Raw genomic sequence first — 18387 nt, 5'->3', positions numbered from 1 at the left:
GATCATTTCCTTTCTGTTGCGCCGCTGCTGAGGGCGGCTGCTGATTGTGGGCGCCTGAACGTCGATGTCAGGCGTGTTCGAACGTCTTTCCAATCGACGCAGTCAAGGACGAGAACGCCGATGAGGATGACACCCTGGGCGATCGCGTACTGGAAGGCCGACAGGCGCATGGAGGTGAAGCCGCTCTGGACGACCTGCAGGGTGAGGGCGGCAAGGAAGACGCCGCCAACCGTGGCAAAACCGCCGTTGGGGTTCGTCCCTCCGAGGACCGCGATGACGATGACGAGGAGCACGTAGGAGGCTCCATAGTCCGCCGAGGCGGTGGGGTTTCGTGCGATGAACATGATGCCTGTGAGGGATCCGAGGAAGCCCGTGAGCAGGTAGGAACTCAGGAGGATTCTGGACGAACGGATGCCCGAGAACTTGGCGGCCGTCCCGTTGGAACCCTCGAGGGAGAGGGAAAGGCCCAGCGGGGAGCGGTTGAGGATGAAGCCGACAAGGAGGGCCACAAGCCCGAAGACGATGAAGAGGAGAGGAACGCCCGCGACGGCAGTCTTCCCGAATGCTGTGAGCGCTTCGGGGGAACCGTAGAGCGTTTTTCCGCCTGTCCACACGACGGCGAGGCCGTTGAAGATCTGCATAGTGCCGAGCGTCGCCAGGATCGGGGTGACGCCAACATAGGCGATGAGGACGCCGTTGACTAGGCCGCAGGCGAGGCCCACGACCAGGCCGATGAGGATGATAACCGGACTCCACTGTTCGGCTCCCGCGCCGCCCAGCGCGCTCGAGGTGTACAGGGTCGACACGGTGATCGCGCAGAGGTTTGCGATGGCGACGAGCGACAGATCGATGCCGCCGGTGACCATCGAGATCATCATGGCGATGGAGAGGATCCCGATTTCTGCGACGGCTAGCAGCATGTTTTGCAGGTTGAGTCCCGTGAGGAAGACGCTCGGGGACAGGACCGAGAACGCTGCGATGGCGACAAGGAGGATGAGGACCATTCGACCAATGGACCTGTCGCGTCTGAGCCGCGACAGCAGGGAGGCGCTCAGGCGGTCTACGCGGGAGTTGGTTTCACGAAGTGTCGTATTCATGGCGCTCATCCTTCGACGGCCTGGGGGGCGGCGTTACTGTGGTCGGCGTGCGCATTCTTACTGCGCAGGAGTCTGGTTCCTCGTTTGGCTGCCAGGGCTTGGATGCCGACACCGGCGACGAGGAGCAGGCCGACGGCGGCTCGCTGCCAGGCGCTCGGGACGCCGATGAGGATCAGCGAGTTGTTGATGAGCTGGACCAGCAGCACCCCGAGGATCGTTCCTCGGACGGACCCGCGTCCGCCGAAGATCGACGCGCCTCCGAGGACGACGGCGGCGATGATGTCGAGTTCGTGCCCGACCAGCTCCTGGGGGTTGGCCGAGCGCCCCAGGATCATGTAGACCATGCCTGCGGTCGCTGCCAGGGTTCCGGCGATCACGTACACCCAGATTTGGGTTCGCTTGACGTTGATGCCGGCTCGGTGCGCGGACTCAGTGTCTCCGCCGATCGCGTAGATGGCGCGCCCAAACATGGTCCTGCTGAGGACCAGCGCGATTGCGATCGCGAGGATGATTGCCGGGATGATCATTGAGTGCAGCAGCGCGACACCAGTTGACGTCTCGACGGACACGATGTTCGCCGTCGATGCCGAGGCCATCCCGTCGGGCAGCTGGGCGATGTACCTTGAGCCGATGTACGCCAGGAGGAAGCCTTGGAAGATTCCCTGTGTGCCCAGCGTGACGATGAGGGTCGGGAGCTTGAACCTCGAGATCAGGTAGCCGTTGAGCAGGCCGAGGAGGGCTCCGATGGTCAGGGCCATCGCGAAGGATCCGAACAGTCCAATGTTGATTCCCCTGCCCAACTGGAACACGATGGTGGCGTAGGACGCGAATGAGGCGATGGCCGCGAAGGAGACGTCGATGCCACCAGAGATGATGACGAGGAGGACGCCGAGGGCGTAGATCATCGGGACGATGGAGGAACGCAGGAGCGAGAAGAGCGTGGAGACCGTGAAGAATGCGGGGCTGATCGCGGACATGACGAGCGCGAGCACCACCAGGACGGTGAGGACGATTCCCTCGCGGTTGGGTCCCCAGATCCAGCGCAGGACGCGCCGTGCGACGGTATTCATGTTCATGACACGACCATCTTTCTAATCGTTCGAGCATCGACGTCCTCTCCGGCCAGTTCGGCGGCGATGTGGCCGCCCTTGGTGATGATCACTCGATGGCAGCAGGAGACGAGTTCCGGAGCGTCGTCGGAGATGATGACGATGGCCATGCCGGCTTCCGCTTGTTCGCGCAGGATGTCGAGGATCTCGGCTTTGGAGCCGACGTCAACGCCGACCGTGGGGCCGTTGAGGATGAGGACCTTGGGGTTGCGCGCGAGCCACTTCGCGAGGACGACGCGCTGGGCGTTGCCGCCGGACAGGGATCGCACGGGGGCGAGGACGTCGGGGGCTTTGATGCGCAGCGACTCGAAGTAGTGGGCGATGGTTTGGCGGATCTTGTCTGTGCGCAGCGTGTTGAGTTTCGAGGTGTGGTGGTCGATGGACGCGGCGATGACGTTGTCGGCGATCGACTTGTCGAGGAAGAGGCCCTCGGTGAGTCGGTCTTCGGGGACGTATCCGATGTGGGCGTTGATAGCTTGGCCGATCGAGTTGACTTCGACGTGCTCTCCGTCGATGTAGACGCGTCCGGAGTCGATGGGCAGGAGGCCGAAGAGGGCCTGGGCGATCTCGGTGCGTCCAGAACCGAGGAGCCCGGTGATGCCGAGGATCTCGCCCTTCTTCACGGAGAAGCTGACGTCGTCGAATCCTCCCGTGGAGGTGAGGGATTCGACCCGCAGCCGCTCTTGTGCGTCTGTTGCGAGGGGCGGGACGCGTCGGCTCTGGTCGAGCTCCTTGCCGGTCATGTAGTGGGTGATCTTCTCGCGGTCGAGGTCTTCGACCGGCGAATCGATGACGTTGCGTCCCGATCGCATGATGGTGACGCGCTGCGAGATTGCCATGACCTCGTCGAGCTTGTGCGACACGAAGATGAGGGCGACGCCCTGCGCGCTGAGCTTTTCGACGACCATGAACAGGCGTGCGACCTCGCGCTGGGTGAGGGCTGTCGTCGGCTCATCCATGATGAGGAGCTTGGCGTTGCCGGCCAGAGCTCGGCAGATGGCGGTGAGCTGCTTGTCGGCGACGGAGAGTTGTTCGACGTCGGCGTCAAGCGGGAGGGGGACGCCGAGGCGCTCCATGATCTGTGCGGCCTTGTGTTTCGCGCCGGAGTAGCTGAAGAACTTCTTTTTCTCGGTCACGGAGGAGGTCATCATGATGTTCTCGGCCACGGTGAGGTTGGAGAACAGGGAGAAGTCCTGGTAGATCACCTGAATGCCTGCGTCCATGGCGCTCAGCGGCGTCAGCGATCCGACCGTGTGACCGTCGATGGCGATGTGTCCCGAATCAGGCGCATGCACTCCGGAGATGACTTTGATGAGGGTTGATTTCCCGCAGCCGTTTTCGCCGGCCAGGCACAGGACCTCGCCGGGCCACACTGCCAGGTCGACGCCGTCGAGGGCTCGGACGCCGCCGAAGGTCTTGACAATATGGCGAACCTCTAGGAAGGGGTTCTCGTGCGCGCTCGTGCCTCCTCCGTTGGGGCGCGGCGCTTGTTCCACATTGGTGCGCATGTGCTCTCCTTCGAGTGTCTTGTGGACTGCGCTGTGTGCGTGGGACGCGAGCCCCGGCCTCGTGCCGATGTGTCACGAGGCCGGGGCAGCGCGATCAGAAGTCGTAGTTCTTCGCTTGTTCGGCGTCAGCCGCAATCTGGGCGTTACCGACCCAGACGTTGTCGTAGCCGTCAAGCTTGTGGAGGTTGTTGTAGCCTTCGATACCGAGGTCCGTGCCTTCGGTGATGGTGCCGCCGTCAGCCAGGATCTTCGCGATCTCGAGCTGGGCCTTGCCGGCGAGGGCGGGATCCCAGAAGAAGATCTTGTCGATGGAACCGGTGGCGAGGTACTTCGCGGAGGCCGAGGGGATGGACGTGCCCATGACGCAGACCTGGTCGGACAGGCCGGCCTCTTCGATCGCGCGTGCGATGCCGGGCACATCATTGCCAGCGGAGCCCTGGAAGGCCTTGATGTCCGGGTACTTGCCGAGGACCTCCTTGGCCTTCTCGTAGGCTGCGGTCTCGTTGTCCGTTGATTCGATGGGCGTTTCGACTCGCTCCATGCCTGGGAAGTTCTTCTGCTGATAGTCGTAGGCGGCCTCGACCCATTCCATGTGGGTCTTGGCGGTCAGACCACCGACGAACTGCACGTACTTACCGGTGCCGCCGGTGCACTCCCCGATGTTCTTCATGATGTCGACGCCGTAGGAGGCGTTGTCGAAGGCCTCGATGTCGATGTCAACGTTCTTGATGCCGGTGGCCTCGTGCGACACAACCTTGATGCCCTGCGCTCGCGCCTGTTCGAGCACGGCGGAGAGCGCCTCGGGAGAGTTGGGGACGACGGTGATGGCGACGGGCTTTTGCGCGATGAGATCCTGGATGATCTGGATCTGCTTCTCCGGCGCGACGTCCGTTCCACCTTCCGTCCTCGTGTCGTATCCGTTGTCGGCGCCCCATTCCTTGACGCCCACATCCATTCGATCAAACCAAGCGATGCCCTTGACCTTGACGACGGTGACCATCGTCTTGCCGGGATCGCCCGCGGCCGAGCCGGTGTTTGACGCGGAGGTGTCTCCTGTGGTTCCGCCGACGGTCGAGCAGGCGGTAAGAGCGAGCACCGATGCAATCGCCACCGATGCTGCCGTCAGTCTTCCGATCTTCATGTCGTCACTTCCTCGTGATCTAGTTGTGGGACTCTGTGGGTTCGCCATCTCCTGCGATGACGCACGCAACATGGCGTGACCCGCGTCGCAATCACTAACATTACACGCGCTATCGCGCAGTAGCAACTCGCTTTCGCGCATTAGTTTTGGTCTAGTTCGCCGCTTACTGCACGTACGCGCGCACTGTGACGCACGGTTATACGCAAATCGTGAGCGATTATCGGTCCTGTGGGCAGGTGATTTGGACTTATGCCCTCGCTGCGCGGTATCGCGCACATTCGCGCCGAAAGTTCGCTACAGTGTCAAGCGGGCGGCGATCACGATGCACTATTGCAGGCATCATCTTTTCCTTCGCCGCACCCACGTAGACCGTAGCCAGCAGAAGGAACCATCGTGACCCGGCAAGACACCATTGTCTCCATGATTGAGGCAACAGGATTCGAGACCGTGTCCTCCTTGGCAGAGGCTCTCGACGTGAACGTGTCAACCATTCGTAGGGACCTGGAGCACCTGGCCGAGGCCGGCCTCGTGCGCCGTACCCACGGCGGCGCGATTCCGATCCCCCAGGATGAGGACACCGAGGAGTTCCTGCACGATTCGCCCAACCGCGCGGAGAAGCGCGCGATAGGGCCGGCGATGGCGGAGCGCATTTTGGACGGCCAGTCCGTGTTCATTGATTCGGGGTCGACGTGCCTCGAGGTGGCTCGCGCGCTCAACGCCCGCCGCGTCACGGTGGTGACGCACGACCTGCTGGTGGGCCTCGAGATTTTGAAGAAGCCTTCCCTGAACCTGGTGTTCGTGGGCGGTGAGCTGCTGCCGAATCGGACCCACATGTGGGGGCCGACGGCCATCGACCAGCTGGATCACATCCGCGTGAACACCGCCGTGTTCGGGGCGAATTCGGTGATGGAGGACGGCATCTACGCGTCGTCCGGCTACTCGATCGAGCTGCAGCAGAAGGTCCGCGCGATCGCGTCGACCGCCTACTTCGTCGCGGACTCCACGAAGTTCGGCCGCAACGCCCTGTACAAGGTGCTCGGCATCGACGCCTTCACGGCAGGCATCACCGACTCGCTCCTCTCCCCCATCTCGGCGGCCGCCTACCCGATCCCCCTCATCCGAGCCGAGGTCGCGCAGGGTTAATTAAGGGATGCGCCCCACCACTGCGGCGCGGCCAGAAACACTTCCCACGTAGTTCACCGAGGGCGAGGAGCCCCTTATCAATGTCCATGCAGAAGCGCCATTCCTAAGGACGCAAACCCACATACAAGTAGAGTCCCATAGAACGGCAAAATCGCCCACCCTTTAATGACCGAGCAGTGCTCCAAGAATCGGGTTCTCCTGGTTTCCCCAGAGCACTGGTAATTCAGCGAATATGGAGGAACATCGGGGTCACCAGCCGCTATGCGCGCGTAGAGGTCGCGATATTTGCGCTCAGTCCTCAGGTATCCAACATCCAGGAATGCGAAAACAACCGTAGCAACGATGCCTAGGAGAGCAAGTGCGACGGAGCACTTCGTGAGTGAATACCCATAAGCTGCCGTCACTACGGGAAGTAACCAACTTTTCGTGTTGGAAGACAATTGCGCCATACGACTGATGACGTTTTGAGCAAAGGATAGATGCTGCCGACGATCCTCTGGTGTAGCGGAGCTATAAGGAAGAAGAGTTGTTGCGCGTAACTTCGCTAGAGCCCGGTCCTTCTCCTCATCAGAGAAGTCTGTCTTGGATGGCCAAATTTCCCCAAAGGCATCGCCATCCCATCGGGGGACAATATGTACGTGGACATGAGGAACGGTCTGTGTAGCTGCCTCACCGTTGGATTGGATGATGTTGATTCCATCCGGATGCTGGGTTTCGCGCAGGCTCATAGCCACGGCTTGGGCTGAAGTCATCACCGCGCTAACCTCGTCAGCAGTCAACGCGGTGAACTCTTCAACATGGCGGCGAGGAATCACCATACAGTGACCAAGAACAGCAGGCTCTGTTGGGAAGAAAACCACGACCTTGTCGTTGCGTGCAACTTCTCGCACAGCCACGTCTTCTCCGCGAACAATCGCGCAAAAGGGACAGCACTGCAGGCTAGTCATTTCCAAAAACGCCCTTGCTCTACCCAAGATTTCAAGTTCGACGACAGCTCATCATATGTAGCCTTAGAGTCAATTTTTCCCAAAATATCGCGCCGTGTGGGGTCGAAGATTGGAAGTCCAGGATTGTATCCTCTAAATCCGTTGATGCTACAAAATGGATCTGCTCCTTCAACATCTGTAGATCCCATTGATGAAAGTCCGTGAATACGTATTCCGAGGAGAGGTTTACGCAGGTCCCATGCTCGCTGAATCTCGTACTTCACCCATGGGCGAGAAGCTGTTTGTGCGCCGATAAGTACGACGACAGCACTCTTCCACTTCATCTGTTCGTCAATCCAAGCGCGAATAGCCTCGTCACCCTTTACGCGAACCGCTTCCCACTCTTGAGCGTTGAGAAGTTTCTGCCCTTCGACACTTCCCATGTTACGGATTAACTGCACACGGTAAACATCTCGTTCATAGTGAAAACTATAGAAAACGGCCATTTTAGCTACACCTTTCTTTCGACCTGGTCTTGTTTTGTATACCAGCGTTTTGAGGATTATTGCTTGTTATTGGTGGCGCTCTCCCATTGGTGCACCGATTGCTTGTACAAGAGCCAGACCACGCTTCCTCTATGTATACCGACTATCATCACACACCCTCTTGTTGCAGTAGCACTCAATGGCCAGTCGACATGCCATCCTCTCCCTTAACAAGCAAGGGACAGTCTGTGTGCAGCGTCAGTTGTTCAGCCGACACAATAAATGGGTTATCATCACTGCCTTCAACCTCAATGTAGACCATGTCGTCGATAACCTTGCCCGCACGGAACCGATCACCTGCATGCAGTACCAGACCACCGCCACACTCAACGTCGGCAGAGACTGTATACACATCAGAAAACCCATCGGCACTGGATTCAGCGAACTTTGCTCGTGCCCAATCAGCGAGCTTAACTTCAGCGGTCTTACCTTCGCGCAGTCTTGCACCGATATTGAGTCCAGTTCGAAAGATAATCACACCGCCGAGCATAATCACTCCTGTTGCCTTGGCAATTGCAGGACCAGGCCCTCCCAGTGCCTTAATTCCCGTAGTGACCATCTGATATGCCCCGAGATTACTCATCGCAGCTCTACTTCCTTCCTTGGACAATGGGCATGCGGCGCAGCAGCCCGAACACTTACTGAGAAATATACACAAAGTTAGCCGGAAGGATCAATGAAACGGCGGAAACATATACCCGCTACCCCGCAGCTGCTGCTCACCGGCGCAGCAATCCCCTTGTACCCCTACCCACCACGCTACCTAGCTTGTGTGTCGTAGATTACCCGCTATTCTTGGTCCCATGACTGCTGCGCGCGACGACGACTTCATGGCACTGCCCGGTATGGAAGCCGAGAACCCCGCTCCCCGAACCATCATCGATCGTTCGTCCGGGGATGCGGCAGACCCAGTCCCAGCCTCCTCGAAGTCCGCGCTGGATGCCCTGCTGGATGAGTATCGTGCGCGCGCGAAGAGCGAGCGCGAGAAGGGCACGCTGTTCGAGGAGCTGACGCGCCAGTTCCTGCTCCACGACGCGCGTTTCGCCCACCAGTTCAAGGAAATCTACCTATGGAGCGAGTGGCCACAGCGCCGCACGGGTGACACGGGCATCGACCTGGTAGCGATCCCCGCCCAGGACGGAGAGGGCCCGGTGGCCATTCAGTGCAAGTTCTACGCGCTGGGTCACCGCATTCAGAAGGCGGACATTGACTCGTTCCTGTCGGCGTCGGGTAAGGAGCCTTTCGGCCGCCGCATCGTCGTGGACACGTCGGGGGCGCCGTGGGGCAAGAACGCGCAGGACGCGATCGAGGGCCAGCAGATCCCGGTCTCACGCATCACGCTGGCAGATCTGCGCGATTCGGACATCGATTGGCGCACGTATTCGCTGGGGTCGACGCAGGCTCCGAAGACCCGCGAGCGCAAGGTTCCGCGCGACCATCAGGTGCGTGCGCGCAGCGCGGTGATGGCGGGCTTCGAGGAGCACGATCGCGGCACGATGGTCATGGCGTGCGGCACGGGTAAGACGTTCACAGCGCTGACGATCGCGCGTGAGTTCGTGGAGAAGGAGGGTGGCACCGCCCGAATCCTGTTCGCGGTCCCCTCGCTCGCGCTTCTCAAGCAAACGCTCGACAATTGGGCGGCCGAGGCCGACGGCGCGTTCACGGCGTGGGCGGTGTGTTCGGATACGAAGGTGTCCTCGTCGGCGCGCAACGACACGGCCGAGGAGTCGGCGGTGGACCTGCCGATTCCGGCGACGACGGACGGCCAGCGCCTCGCGGACTCCCTGAATGCAAATAACGCGACGGAGGGCCTGCAGGTCGTCTTCGCGACCTATCAGTCGATCGAGGTCATTCACCGCGCGCAGGAGATCGCGGGCGACGAGTGGCGCGATTTCGACCTGATCATCTGCGACGAGGCCCACCGCACGACGGGCGCGACGCTGACGGGCGAGGACGAGAGCGCCTTCACGAAGATCCACAGCAACGAGTTCATCCGCCGCGCGAAGACCCTGTACATGACGGCGACGCCGCGTATTTTCGCGGAGAACGCGAAGAATAGGGCGTCGGAGAAGGATGCGATCCTGACCTCGATGGACGATCAGGAGACATACGGTCCGGTGTTCTTCCGCCTGGGCTTCGGCCAGGCGGTGAAGGAGAACCTGCTGACGGACTACAAGGTCATCATCCTGACGGTCAGCGAGGAGGAGGTTTCCCAGCACTATCAGGCGATCGCGGAGATGGGCGGCGAGCTAAACCTCGACACGGCCGCGAAGCTGACGGGCTGCTGGAACGCGCTGGCGAAGCGCAAGAATCGCGGTTCGGACGTGGACTACGGCGAGGATCGCGCACCGATGCGCCGCGCGGTGGCCTTCTGCAAGGACATCAAGGCCTCTAAGGCGGTCGCGACGCAGTTCCCGGACCTGGTGAACGGTCCCTTTGGCTTGAGCGACCTCAGCAACGACGACGCGTCGGATAACCTGCAGGTCGAGTGCCGCCACGTGGACGGCACGATGAACGCGGCGGTGCGTGCGCGCGAGATGGATTGGCTGACGGAGGGCGCGGGCACGGACGAGGTCCCGGTGTGCCGGATCCTCACGAACGCACGCTGCCTGAGCGAGGGCGTGGACGTGCCCACGCTGGACGCGGTGCTCTTCCTGTCGCCGCGCAAGTCTCAGGTGGACGTCATCCAGGCGGTGGGCCGCGTGATGCGCCGTGCGGAGGGCAAGGACTTCGGCTACATCATCCTGCCCGTGGCCGTCCCGGCGGGCATGGCGCCGGAGCGGGCGCTGGACGACAACAATCGCTTCCAGGTCGTGTGGCAGGTCCTCAAGGCCCTGCGCGCGCACGACGAGCGCCTGGACGCGGCGATCAACTCCATGGAGCTCAACGGCCAGGGCCCGGAGAACATCATCGTCGAGCAAGTGTCGCTCGGGAAGGCGAAGAAGCAGGACGATCCGCTCGACGGCAGTGCGCCCGATGGGGACGAGGCCGAGGCCAGGTCCGGCGCGGACGGCGTGGCCCAGGGCATCCAGGGCCAGCTCACGCTGCTGCCCTCGGATTGGAAGGAGTCGGTGTTTGGCCGGATCGTGAAGAAGGTGGGCTCGTCCCTGTACTGGGATGACTGGTCCAAGGACATCGCAACAGTCGCTGGGCGTTACATCAGTTTGATTGAACAATTGCTGGAAGACCCTGAGCGTCAGGATGCGTTCCAGGAGTTCGTGGACGCGCTGCGCGCGACGCTGAACCCGGCCGTTGACAACAAGTCAGCGGTGGAGATGCTGGCCCAGCACATCCTGACGGCACCGCTGTTCGACGCGATGTTCCCGGATCATTCGTTCTCGAAGCAGAACCCGGTGAGCCGCGCGATGAACACGATTCTTGAAATGCTCACCGACCATTCGATGATCGAGAACGAGCGCCGCGAGCTGGATTCCTTCTACCGGGCGATGGTCGAGCGCATCGAGGCCGTGCATACCCTGGCGGGCAAGCAGGAGATCATGCGCACGCTCTACGATCACTTCTTCTCCCAGGCATTCCCGCGCATGAGCGAGCGCTTGGGCATCGTATTCACGCCCGTCGAGGTCGTCGACTTCATCATCCGCAGCGCGGATGACGCGATGCGCACGGCCTTTGGGCAGAGCCTGGGGGATCGCGGGGTCTCGATCATCGAGCCCTTCGCCGGAACCGGCACCTTCGTGGCTCGCCTGCTCCAACTCGGCGTCATCCCACCCGAGGCCCTGGAACACAAGTACAAGAACGAGATCTTCGCGAACGAGTTCGTGCTGCTCTCCTACTACATCGCGTCGATCAACATCGAGCAGGTATACCACCAGGTGCGCGCCGAACAGGGCGTGGACGAGGGCTACGTTGAGTTCCCTGGCATGACCCTAACGGACACCTTCCAGCTCCACGAGGGCGACGGCACGATCACCGAGGACTTCGAGGGCCTGGCCGCCAACAACGAGCGCGCACGTGCGGAGAAGGACTCAGCAATCACAGTCATCGTCATGAATCCGCCCTACTCGGCGGGCCAAAACAGCGCAAACGATAACAATCAGAACCTCGCGTACCCGCGCCTGGACGAGCGTATTGCGGTTACTTACGCAGCTAAGTCAACCGGAGCGAACAAGAACAGCCTCTACGACTCCTACTTCCGTGCGCTTCGCTGGGCGTCGGACCGCATCAGGGAACGGGGCGTCATCGCCTTCGTCTCCAACAGCTCCTTCGTGGATGGTAACTCCGCGGACGGCGTGCGACTGTCGCTGCAGGAGGAGTTCTCCCAGATCTTCACTTTCAATCTTCGCGGCGGAGTTCGCGGCAGGATCGGTAACACGGCAAAGCGCGAAGGAGGAAACGTCTTCCCAATCATGACGGGTGTAACCATTACCGTGCTCGTCAAGGACCCTGGGCACTCTGGCACCGCCGACATCTTCTACGCGGAGGCGGAGGACTACGCGACCCGCCAGGAGAAGCTCGAACAGATCGCCGCCTACGGATCCATCGAGGGAATCAGCGAGGCCGACGCCTTCCAGCCGGTTACGCCCAATCAACACGGCGACTGGATAGGTACCCGCGATGAGCGCTTCGCCACCTTCCAGGAAATTGGAAATAAGTCGCTTAAGGGCAAGGACACTACTCCCGCTATATTCAGACAGTTCTCACGAGGGCTAGCCACAAGCCGGGATGCCTGGTGCTACAACTTCTCTCGACAAGCGGTAGCGTCGAGTATGCGCCGATTGATCGACAACTACAACGCAGAGGTAGATGCCGGAACGCCTGCGGAATTGGTCAACACAGACTCGACACAGATCAACTGGAATCGTCAATTGCTACGAGATCTCACAGCCCGCAAACACCATCTGTTCAATGAGGGTGCGCTCCGCTTCAGCGTGTACCGCCCTTTCTGCACCCAAAGCGTCTACTTTGCCCGCGAAATGAACGATATGATCTACCAGCTCCCGCAGCTATTCCCCTTGCCAACACATCCCAATCTGTCTCTCACTGCGACAGGGGAAGGCTCGTCGAAGGAGTTCGCTACTCTCGCTTCAGATACGCTCCCAGATCTCCATCTTCTCGGCGCGGGAGTTAGCACACAGACGTTCCCCCTCTACACCTGGGAGCCCCTCTCCCCCACCTCCGGCAGCGAGCCCGACCTGTTCGCCGACCTGGCGGCCGCACCGGAGAGCCGGGCGGGTGGGGCGACCACGGCCTCGTCCCTGGATTTCTCGCGGCCGATCGGCGACCAGATCCCCGTACTCCTGGACGGATACCGCCGCGTCGATAACGTCACGGACACGACCCTGGCCTCGTACCGGGAGCACTACCAGGATGCGGGCATCACAAAGGAGGACATTTTCTTCTACGTGTACGCGCTGCTGCATCACCCGGAGTATCGGGAGCGCTATGAGGATGATTTGAAGAAGATGCTGCCGCATATTCCTCGTGCGGCGGGTTTCCACACGTATGCGAGCGTGGGCCGCGAGCTGGCGGACCTGCACGTCAACTACGAGCGGGTGGAGCCCTATCCGTCGGTGCAGGAGGAGGCGAGCTTGCACGCGCCTGCGGACCCGTGGGAGCGCTACCGGATCGGTGAGCGCAAGATGCGTTTCCCGAAGCTGGGGCGCCGCGATAAGGACTTCACGCGCTTGGAGTACAACGACTACGTGACTCTGACGGGCATTCCGGCCAAGGCACAGGGCTATTCGATTTCGGGCCGTAGTCCGCTCGAGTGGATCATCGACCGCTACCACGTGAAGACGGACAAGGCGTCGGGCATCGTGAACGACCCGAACGATTTCCTGCGCGAGCAGGGCCGCCCCGACGCGGTCGTGGACCTGATCAAGCGCCTGGTGACGGTCTCGATGCGAACCCAGGAGCTCCTGGAGACGCTGCCGAAGCTGGAGGTTCCGGAAGGAACAGAATCGTGACTGATTCATACGTTGCCAACGACGAATACTATAGTGATGACGGTTCTGAAAGCCAGACAACCAGCACTAAACATATGCTAACTAAGGTCAGGATTTCAAACTTCAAGAGGATTAAAGAGGCTGAACTCAAAATTGGACCCGTCACTTACATTGTAGGAGGCAACAACTCGGGAAAGAGTTCTGCAATCCAAGCCATTCACACCGCTGTGACAGCCGCACAGGTTGGTCGTAAACGACAGCAGCGGGTGATCCCAACGTCGAGCCTCCGTTACTCACCTGCAGCTGATTTTGAGAGTATCGGACACGGGAGGCTGCTCGAAAACAAAGCGGATGGACACCGAGCCATTGTCGAATTCACAAGCCAAACCGATAACCCAAACGAAGACAGCAAGTACCGAGTGGCACTCTATCGCGGACGAAACTACGACTCGATCGGCGTCGACCGCGAACCTAAGCAAGGACGCCTTGCTGATCGAATCCAAGACCCAAGGAACCTCTTTTCGATCTACACCCCTGGACTTTCAGGTATTCCGCTCCGCGAAGAGTACATGAGCTATGCATCAGTCTTCCAAAGAGCCGCTGGCGGAGAGGCAAGTCTAGTCTTTAGAAATATCCTCCGCCTCATCGATGAACACGATTAGCTACATGAGCTCGAAAATGCTATATCAACTCTAATTGGCGAAGAAATCTCAATCTACATTGATGCAGACGAAGAACAGGATTTTTATATAACTGTCGAGGCGAGGATAGGTCACGAGGATCATTACGTGCCTGTCGAACTATGGGGTACCGGTCTCCTCCAAATTACTCAGCTATATTCATATGTAATTCTCTTCCAGCCTTCTGTATTTCTTGCAGACGAGCCAGATGCACATCTACACCCTTCTCGCCAGAGGCTTCTCGCCTCAGCATTTGATGACATCTCAGAAAACTACGGGTGCCAAGTCATTGCGGCAACGCATAGCGAACACCTGATCAGCTCAAGACCCGAAAGCACCAAGCTCATTTGGATGCAAGAAGGGACCTCTGTACCACACGAGGATCCGGATCTCACTGAGCTCCTATTACATCTAGGCTGCCTCGATGAGGTTAGCCCAAACGGAGACCAAATACTTCTTCTAACAGAAGATAAAAATCATCACTATTTAACCACAGCAATTAATGAGCTTGACGAAGAAGGCTACCGCGTCAAAGTTATTCCAGTCAACGGTGTAAGCAATCTAGGCATCGCCGATACGTTTGTTAGACTAAAAGAGCAGATACCAAATTGCACTCGCATTGTAATACATCGGGATCGCGATTTTCTTACCGATGACGAAATTGAAGGATGGCTTAATCTAACATTTCCCACGTCCACCGCACGTCCCGACGTATTCGTTACAAGATACTGCGACATGGAGGCATACTATTGCAGCATTGATTACATTTTGCGCCTCTACCAAGACGAGCCGAATATCACGGATCAATACGACAGGATCTTGAGGCAATATGAGGATGATGCGCGCAAGGAGTTCGCAAAGAAACGAAAGGCTAACAATAAAGAGAATTTCTTGCCCGAAGGTGGCTCCCCTACTAATCAGTCATTATGGCCCGATTCCGAGCCAGTATCACTTAGAACAGTCGTTGGCAAGAAGTTTCTCAAACGTCTTAATGACCAGTTGGCCAGGCAGAAGATTGATATTGCACGGATCGGTAGCGTTGCACCTGAGGAGCTGTTGATCGATCTACGTGCCTGTTTCAATGCGGTGCCGCCATCATCATCCTTGGACAATGCGCACGATCTCATTTGAGTAGTACCCAAGTTCTTTGCTTTTCCGAACCTTGATTGCGGGGGGTGGGAGCCCCCCGTGTTCAGAAGCCTGGGGGCAGATTCTAGGGGTGGTTGCAACAGGGGTTTTGCCTCGAAGTAGCAGTTCAAGGCGCTGCTTGGGTGTGTCGCAGTTGAGCGTTTTGTGGCTCTTCGTATTTGAGGGGGTAGGTGTTGTGGGCGGGGTTGGGTGTGTCGTGGCCGGGTAGGGGTCGAGGTCTTCCGATGATGGAGATTCCGACACCGTCCATCCGAAAGACCTTGATACGCCTAATGCTATCTATCATCGCGCTGATCTGAGTGTGCTCATGCGCCTGGATAGCCCGGGGCTGGAGGTGACGGATCAGCGCGTTGAGGCAGACCATGCGGTGTTGGTGTGCCGGATTGCTGGTGAGGATCGGTGGGTGTCGACGCTGCGGATGCCAGGGCGAGGTGCGTGACACGGTGGTCAGGCGCCCCGCTCACGAGCCATACGGGTAACGCCCCACGGTCGTGCCTGTGAGCGTGCGCCGCTACCGGTGCCAGGAGTGCGCCCATGTGTGGCGCCAAGATATGAGCCAAGCGGCCGATCCGCGCGCCAAGCTCTCGCGGTCGGCGGTGCGCTGGGCGCTCACTGGGCTGGTCGTTCATCATCTGACGGTGGCACGCGTCGCCCATGCCCTCGGTGTGTCCTGGAAGAGCCGCCAACACTGCTGTCCTGGCCGAAGGGGCGCGCCTGCTGATCAATGATCCAGCTCGGTGTGACGGCGTGCGCGTCATTGGCGTGGATGAACACGTGTGGCGCCACACCCCATACGGCGACAAATACGTCACCGTCATCTTGGACTTAACGCCCATCCACGATCGCAGCGGTCCCTCCCGGCTCCTGGACATGGTCCCGGGCCGCTCCAAGCGGGTCTTCAAAACCTGGCTAGCCTCCCAGCCCCACACCTGGCGCAAGCGCATCGATATCGTCGCGATGGATGGATTCACCGGCTTCAAAAGCGCCACCGCTGAAGAACTCCCCGACGCAAGGGCAGTCATGGACCCATTCCACGTCGTACACCTCGCCGGTGATGCTCTCGATGAGTGCCGCAGACGCATTCAGCAAGAACTACACCATCGGCGCGGGCGGGCCACGGATCCCCTGTACAAGGCCCGCAGGATGCTTGCACACCAGATCCTGCCTACTCACCCCACGCCAGCAACACCAACTACTCGACCTGTTCGCCAGCGATTGCCACGTCGCCCTCGAGATCACATGGAGCGTCTACCAGAACATCACCTGGCGCCTATCGGGCACCCAACACGGACGTGAGTAAGGCCCTGATGGAAGCCGACATCAACACACTGACCTCCACGCGTGTACGGAGCTGCCTGACCGAGCTCATCACGCTGGGCAGGACACTCAAACACCGAGCCCAGGACATCCTGGCCTACTTCGGCCACCCCCACACCAGCAACGGTCCCACCGAAGCCATCAACGGACGCCTCGAACACCTACGCAGACCCGCACTCGGGTTCCGTAACCTCACCCACCACATCACCCGCTGCCTCCTCGAAACCGGTGGATTCAGACCCCAACTACACCCCCAAATATAAAGAGCCGGTATTCCAGAACACGCCGAGGGCATGGGAGATACGTGCCACCGTCAGATGATGAACGACCAGCCCAGTGAGCGCCCAGCGCACCGCCGACCGCGAGAGCTTGGCGCGCGGATCGGCCGCTTGGCTCATATCTTGGCGCCACACATGGGCGCACTCCTGGCACCGGTAGCGGCGCACGCTCACAGGCACGACCGTGGGGCGTTACCCGTATGGCTCGTGAGCGGGGCGCCTGACCACCGTGTCACGCACCTCGCCCTGGCATCCGCAGCGTCGACACCCACCGATCCTCACCAGCAATCCGGCACACCAACACCGCATGGTCTGCCTCAACGCGCTGATCCGTCACCTCCAGCCCCGGGCTATCCAGGCGCATGAGCACACTCAGATCAGCGCGATGATAGATAGCATTAGGCGTATCAAGGTCTTTCGGATGGACGGTGTCGGAATCTCCATCATCGGAAGACCTCGACCCCTACCCGGCCACGACACACCCAACGCCACCCACCACACCTACACCCCCAATTATGAAAAACCTTCAAACACCAACTACACCCCGAATTATAAAGAGCCAGTGAAACCCCGTCTCTATTGCGCGGTATGGGCAACGCGCAGTATCTGATACCCACTCGCTACCGTGCGTCGCCTCAGAGGGGTAAAGAGGTCGTCACCGCATCAGCGCGTGACTGACCATGGTCTCAAGAGTATCGTCAAGATTGTCTGCTTCGATAAGCGATTCGAGCCCCTCGCGACCGATCATCACGACACACATTTCTTGGTTAGAAAACCGGAGCTCCTGGAGTTGTGCACCCTCAGTAAAACCAGCGAGAGAGACAAGGAAAGCAATACGCGAAGTACCTCGCTTTGTCTGAAGCTTGGTCAGCAGAACAGACATCATCTGCTGCGATGCCTTCTCCACTCGATTTTTCGCCTCAACCAATATGAACGGCGCGCCCGGCTTTTGCCACACGCGAGGGCTAAAATTGTCAATCTGAAGAACAAGGTCGATCTCTTCTGTCTCCGTTCTATAGTTCCGTTCAAGCACTTTCAGGTCGTTGACCTGCGCGAACAGAAATGCGAGTAGAGCCTCCAGGCGTCGGCCGCGCTCTTGGGATGTCCCCTCTCCGATTTTCGCCCAGGCACTTCGGCCGATCTCGCGTCGGGACTCCGGAGACAAAGGCACGCCGACATCCGTTAGGGCAGTCAGAATATTTCGAGGCTTGAGTCGCCGATCGTCAACGTAGTCATCGACCACCAGCACGTCAGCTTCGATACTAGCGAGAAAGTTGGTGACGTCCGGCTTATAGAGAGCGGCAATTGGAAGGGCAACGGTCACAGCAATACCGCACGGGGCAGCGAGCAGGAGACGATCCTTCACGAACCGAGGGAGCTCCTCTTGAAGGAAGACATAGAGGAGGCGCCTCCGGTCATTAGATACAGCGGATGGGCGCCATCTCTTGCTTCTCAGAATTACCTCAACATCACGCTCCCAGTCTCCTCCATCCGGCGATGCGCAAATCGCAGTGATGGTCGACTCAATATCTCGCAAATCGACCCGCTTGCCGACAACCGGGTCACCCAAAAGTTCCTCCATGTCGAA

12 protein-coding genes and 2 pseudogenes are annotated in these 18387 nt (G+C 59.5%); 5 read left to right on the top strand and 9 right to left on the bottom strand.

Features of this window, described 5'->3' with window-relative positions; translation table 11 throughout:
* Nucleotides 1-2 precede the first annotated feature (2 nt).
* The 4 genes from RDV55_RS05115 to RDV55_RS05100 all read right to left on the bottom strand — a co-directional run bounded on the left by RDV55_RS05115 (nt 3) and on the right by RDV55_RS05100 (nt 4855).
* Nucleotides 3-1097, bottom strand: coding sequence for an ABC transporter permease (locus tag RDV55_RS05115; protein ID WP_245907656.1), 1095 nt, complete (start codon nt 1095-1097; stop codon nt 3-5).
* Between the two features lie 5 nt (nt 1098-1102).
* Nucleotides 1103-2173 (bottom strand): ABC transporter permease, encoded by a 1071-nt coding sequence (locus RDV55_RS05110; protein ID WP_111823304.1) that lies wholly within the window; start codon nt 2171-2173, stop codon nt 1103-1105.
* Nucleotides 2170-3714, bottom strand: a complete 1545-nt coding sequence (locus RDV55_RS05105; RefSeq protein WP_111823303.1) for a sugar ABC transporter ATP-binding protein — start codon at nt 3712-3714, stop codon at nt 2170-2172. Before RDV55_RS05105 ends, RDV55_RS05110 begins: the two co-directional genes overlap by 4 nt.
* Nucleotides 3715-3808: 94 nt before the next feature.
* Nucleotides 3809-4855, bottom strand: coding sequence for a substrate-binding domain-containing protein (locus tag RDV55_RS05100; RefSeq protein ID WP_111823302.1), 1047 nt, complete (start codon nt 4853-4855; stop codon nt 3809-3811).
* A gap of 393 nt (nt 4856-5248) precedes the next feature.
* On the opposite strand from RDV55_RS05100, the gene RDV55_RS05095 reads away from it, so the two are divergent.
* Entirely contained in the window at nt 5249-5998 is a 750-nt protein-coding gene (locus RDV55_RS05095) for a DeoR/GlpR family DNA-binding transcription regulator (RefSeq protein ID WP_111823301.1), read from the top strand.
* Nucleotides 5999-6075: 77 nt separating this feature from the next.
* On the opposite strand, the gene RDV55_RS05090 is transcribed toward RDV55_RS05095, so the two are convergent.
* The 3 genes from RDV55_RS05090 to RDV55_RS05080 all read right to left on the bottom strand — a co-directional run bounded on the left by RDV55_RS05090 (nt 6076) and on the right by RDV55_RS05080 (nt 8052).
* Nucleotides 6076-6945 carry an HIT family protein gene (locus RDV55_RS05090; RefSeq protein WP_281267695.1) on the bottom strand — a complete coding sequence of 290 codons (870 nt, stop codon included), beginning with the start codon at nt 6943-6945 and terminating at the stop codon, nt 6076-6078.
* Nucleotides 6942-7430: a TIR domain-containing protein gene (locus tag RDV55_RS05085; protein ID WP_111823300.1), complete on the bottom strand. Its 489-nt coding sequence runs from the start codon at nt 7428-7430 to the stop codon at nt 6942-6944. The genes RDV55_RS05090 and RDV55_RS05085 overlap by 4 nt, the downstream gene beginning before the upstream one ends.
* A gap of 175 nt (nt 7431-7605) precedes the next feature.
* The gene (locus tag RDV55_RS05080; RefSeq protein WP_133256512.1) at nt 7606-8052 is read right to left on the bottom strand and encodes a hypothetical protein; all 447 of its coding nucleotides are present in this window, start codon (nt 8050-8052) and stop codon (nt 7606-7608) included.
* A gap of 220 nt (nt 8053-8272) precedes the next feature.
* Here RDV55_RS05080 and RDV55_RS05075 point away from each other — a divergent pair, with 220 nt between their 5' ends.
* The 4 genes and pseudogenes from RDV55_RS05075 to RDV55_RS05060 all read left to right on the top strand — a co-directional run bounded on the left by RDV55_RS05075 (nt 8273) and on the right by RDV55_RS05060 (nt 16784).
* Nucleotides 8273-13396, top strand: a complete 5124-nt coding sequence (locus tag RDV55_RS05075) for a DEAD/DEAH box helicase (protein ID WP_111823298.1) — start codon at nt 8273-8275, stop codon at nt 13394-13396.
* A complete protein-coding gene (locus RDV55_RS05070) occupies nt 13393-14037 on the top strand; it encodes an AAA family ATPase (protein ID WP_111823297.1) in 645 nt (214 codons plus the stop codon). The genes RDV55_RS05075 and RDV55_RS05070 overlap by 4 nt, the downstream gene beginning before the upstream one ends.
* A 21-nt stretch (nt 14038-14058) precedes the next feature.
* Nucleotides 14059-15186: an AAA family ATPase gene (locus tag RDV55_RS05065; protein WP_111823296.1), complete on the top strand. Its 1128-nt coding sequence runs from the start codon at nt 14059-14061 to the stop codon at nt 15184-15186.
* A gap of 325 nt (nt 15187-15511) precedes the next feature.
* Nucleotides 15512-16784, top strand: a pseudogene (locus tag RDV55_RS05060) (ISL3 family transposase).
* Here RDV55_RS05060 and RDV55_RS05055 read toward each other — a convergent pair.
* Nucleotides 16785-17163, bottom strand: a pseudogene (locus tag RDV55_RS05055) (ISL3 family transposase); the annotation flags it as partial. It abuts the pseudogene before it with no gap.
* Nucleotides 17164-17454: 291 nt separating this feature from the next.
* Nucleotides 17455-18381, bottom strand: a complete 927-nt coding sequence (locus tag RDV55_RS05050; RefSeq protein ID WP_245907655.1) for a PDDEXK family nuclease — start codon at nt 18379-18381, stop codon at nt 17455-17457.
* Between the last annotated feature and the right edge of the window lie 6 nt (nt 18382-18387).

The organism is Schaalia odontolytica, assembly GCF_031191545.1.
GTDB lineage: Bacteria > Actinomycetota > Actinomycetes > Actinomycetales > Actinomycetaceae > Pauljensenia > Pauljensenia odontolytica.
This window is presented reverse-complemented; position numbering and strand designations above follow the sequence as displayed.

Excerpts from the sequence above, each read along its gene's own strand:
- RDV55_RS05115 (WP_245907656.1), bottom strand. The coding sequence starts at position 1,097 with ATGAATACGACACTTCGTGAAACCAACTCCCGCGTAGACCGCCTGAGC.
- RDV55_RS05110 (WP_111823304.1), bottom strand. The coding sequence starts at position 2,173 with ATGAACATGAATACCGTCGCACGGCGCGTCCTGCGCTGGATCTGGGGA.
- RDV55_RS05105 (WP_111823303.1), bottom strand. The coding sequence starts at position 3,714 with ATGCGCACCAATGTGGAACAAGCGCCGCGCCCCAACGGAGGAGGCACG.
- RDV55_RS05100 (WP_111823302.1), bottom strand. The coding sequence starts at position 4,855 with ATGAAGATCGGAAGACTGACGGCAGCATCGGTGGCGATTGCATCGGTG.
- RDV55_RS05090 (WP_281267695.1), bottom strand. The coding sequence starts at position 6,945 with ATGACTAGCCTGCAGTGCTGTCCCTTTTGCGCGATTGTTCGCGGAGAA.
- RDV55_RS05085 (WP_111823300.1), bottom strand. The coding sequence starts at position 7,430 with ATGGCCGTTTTCTATAGTTTTCACTATGAACGAGATGTTTACCGTGTG.
- RDV55_RS05080 (WP_133256512.1), bottom strand. The coding sequence starts at position 8,052 with ATGAGTAATCTCGGGGCATATCAGATGGTCACTACGGGAATTAAGGCA.
- RDV55_RS05075 (WP_111823298.1), top strand. The coding sequence starts at position 8,273 with ATGACTGCTGCGCGCGACGACGACTTCATGGCACTGCCCGGTATGGAA.
- RDV55_RS05050 (WP_245907655.1), bottom strand. The coding sequence starts at position 18,381 with ATGGAGGAACTTTTGGGTGACCCGGTTGTCGGCAAGCGGGTCGATTTG.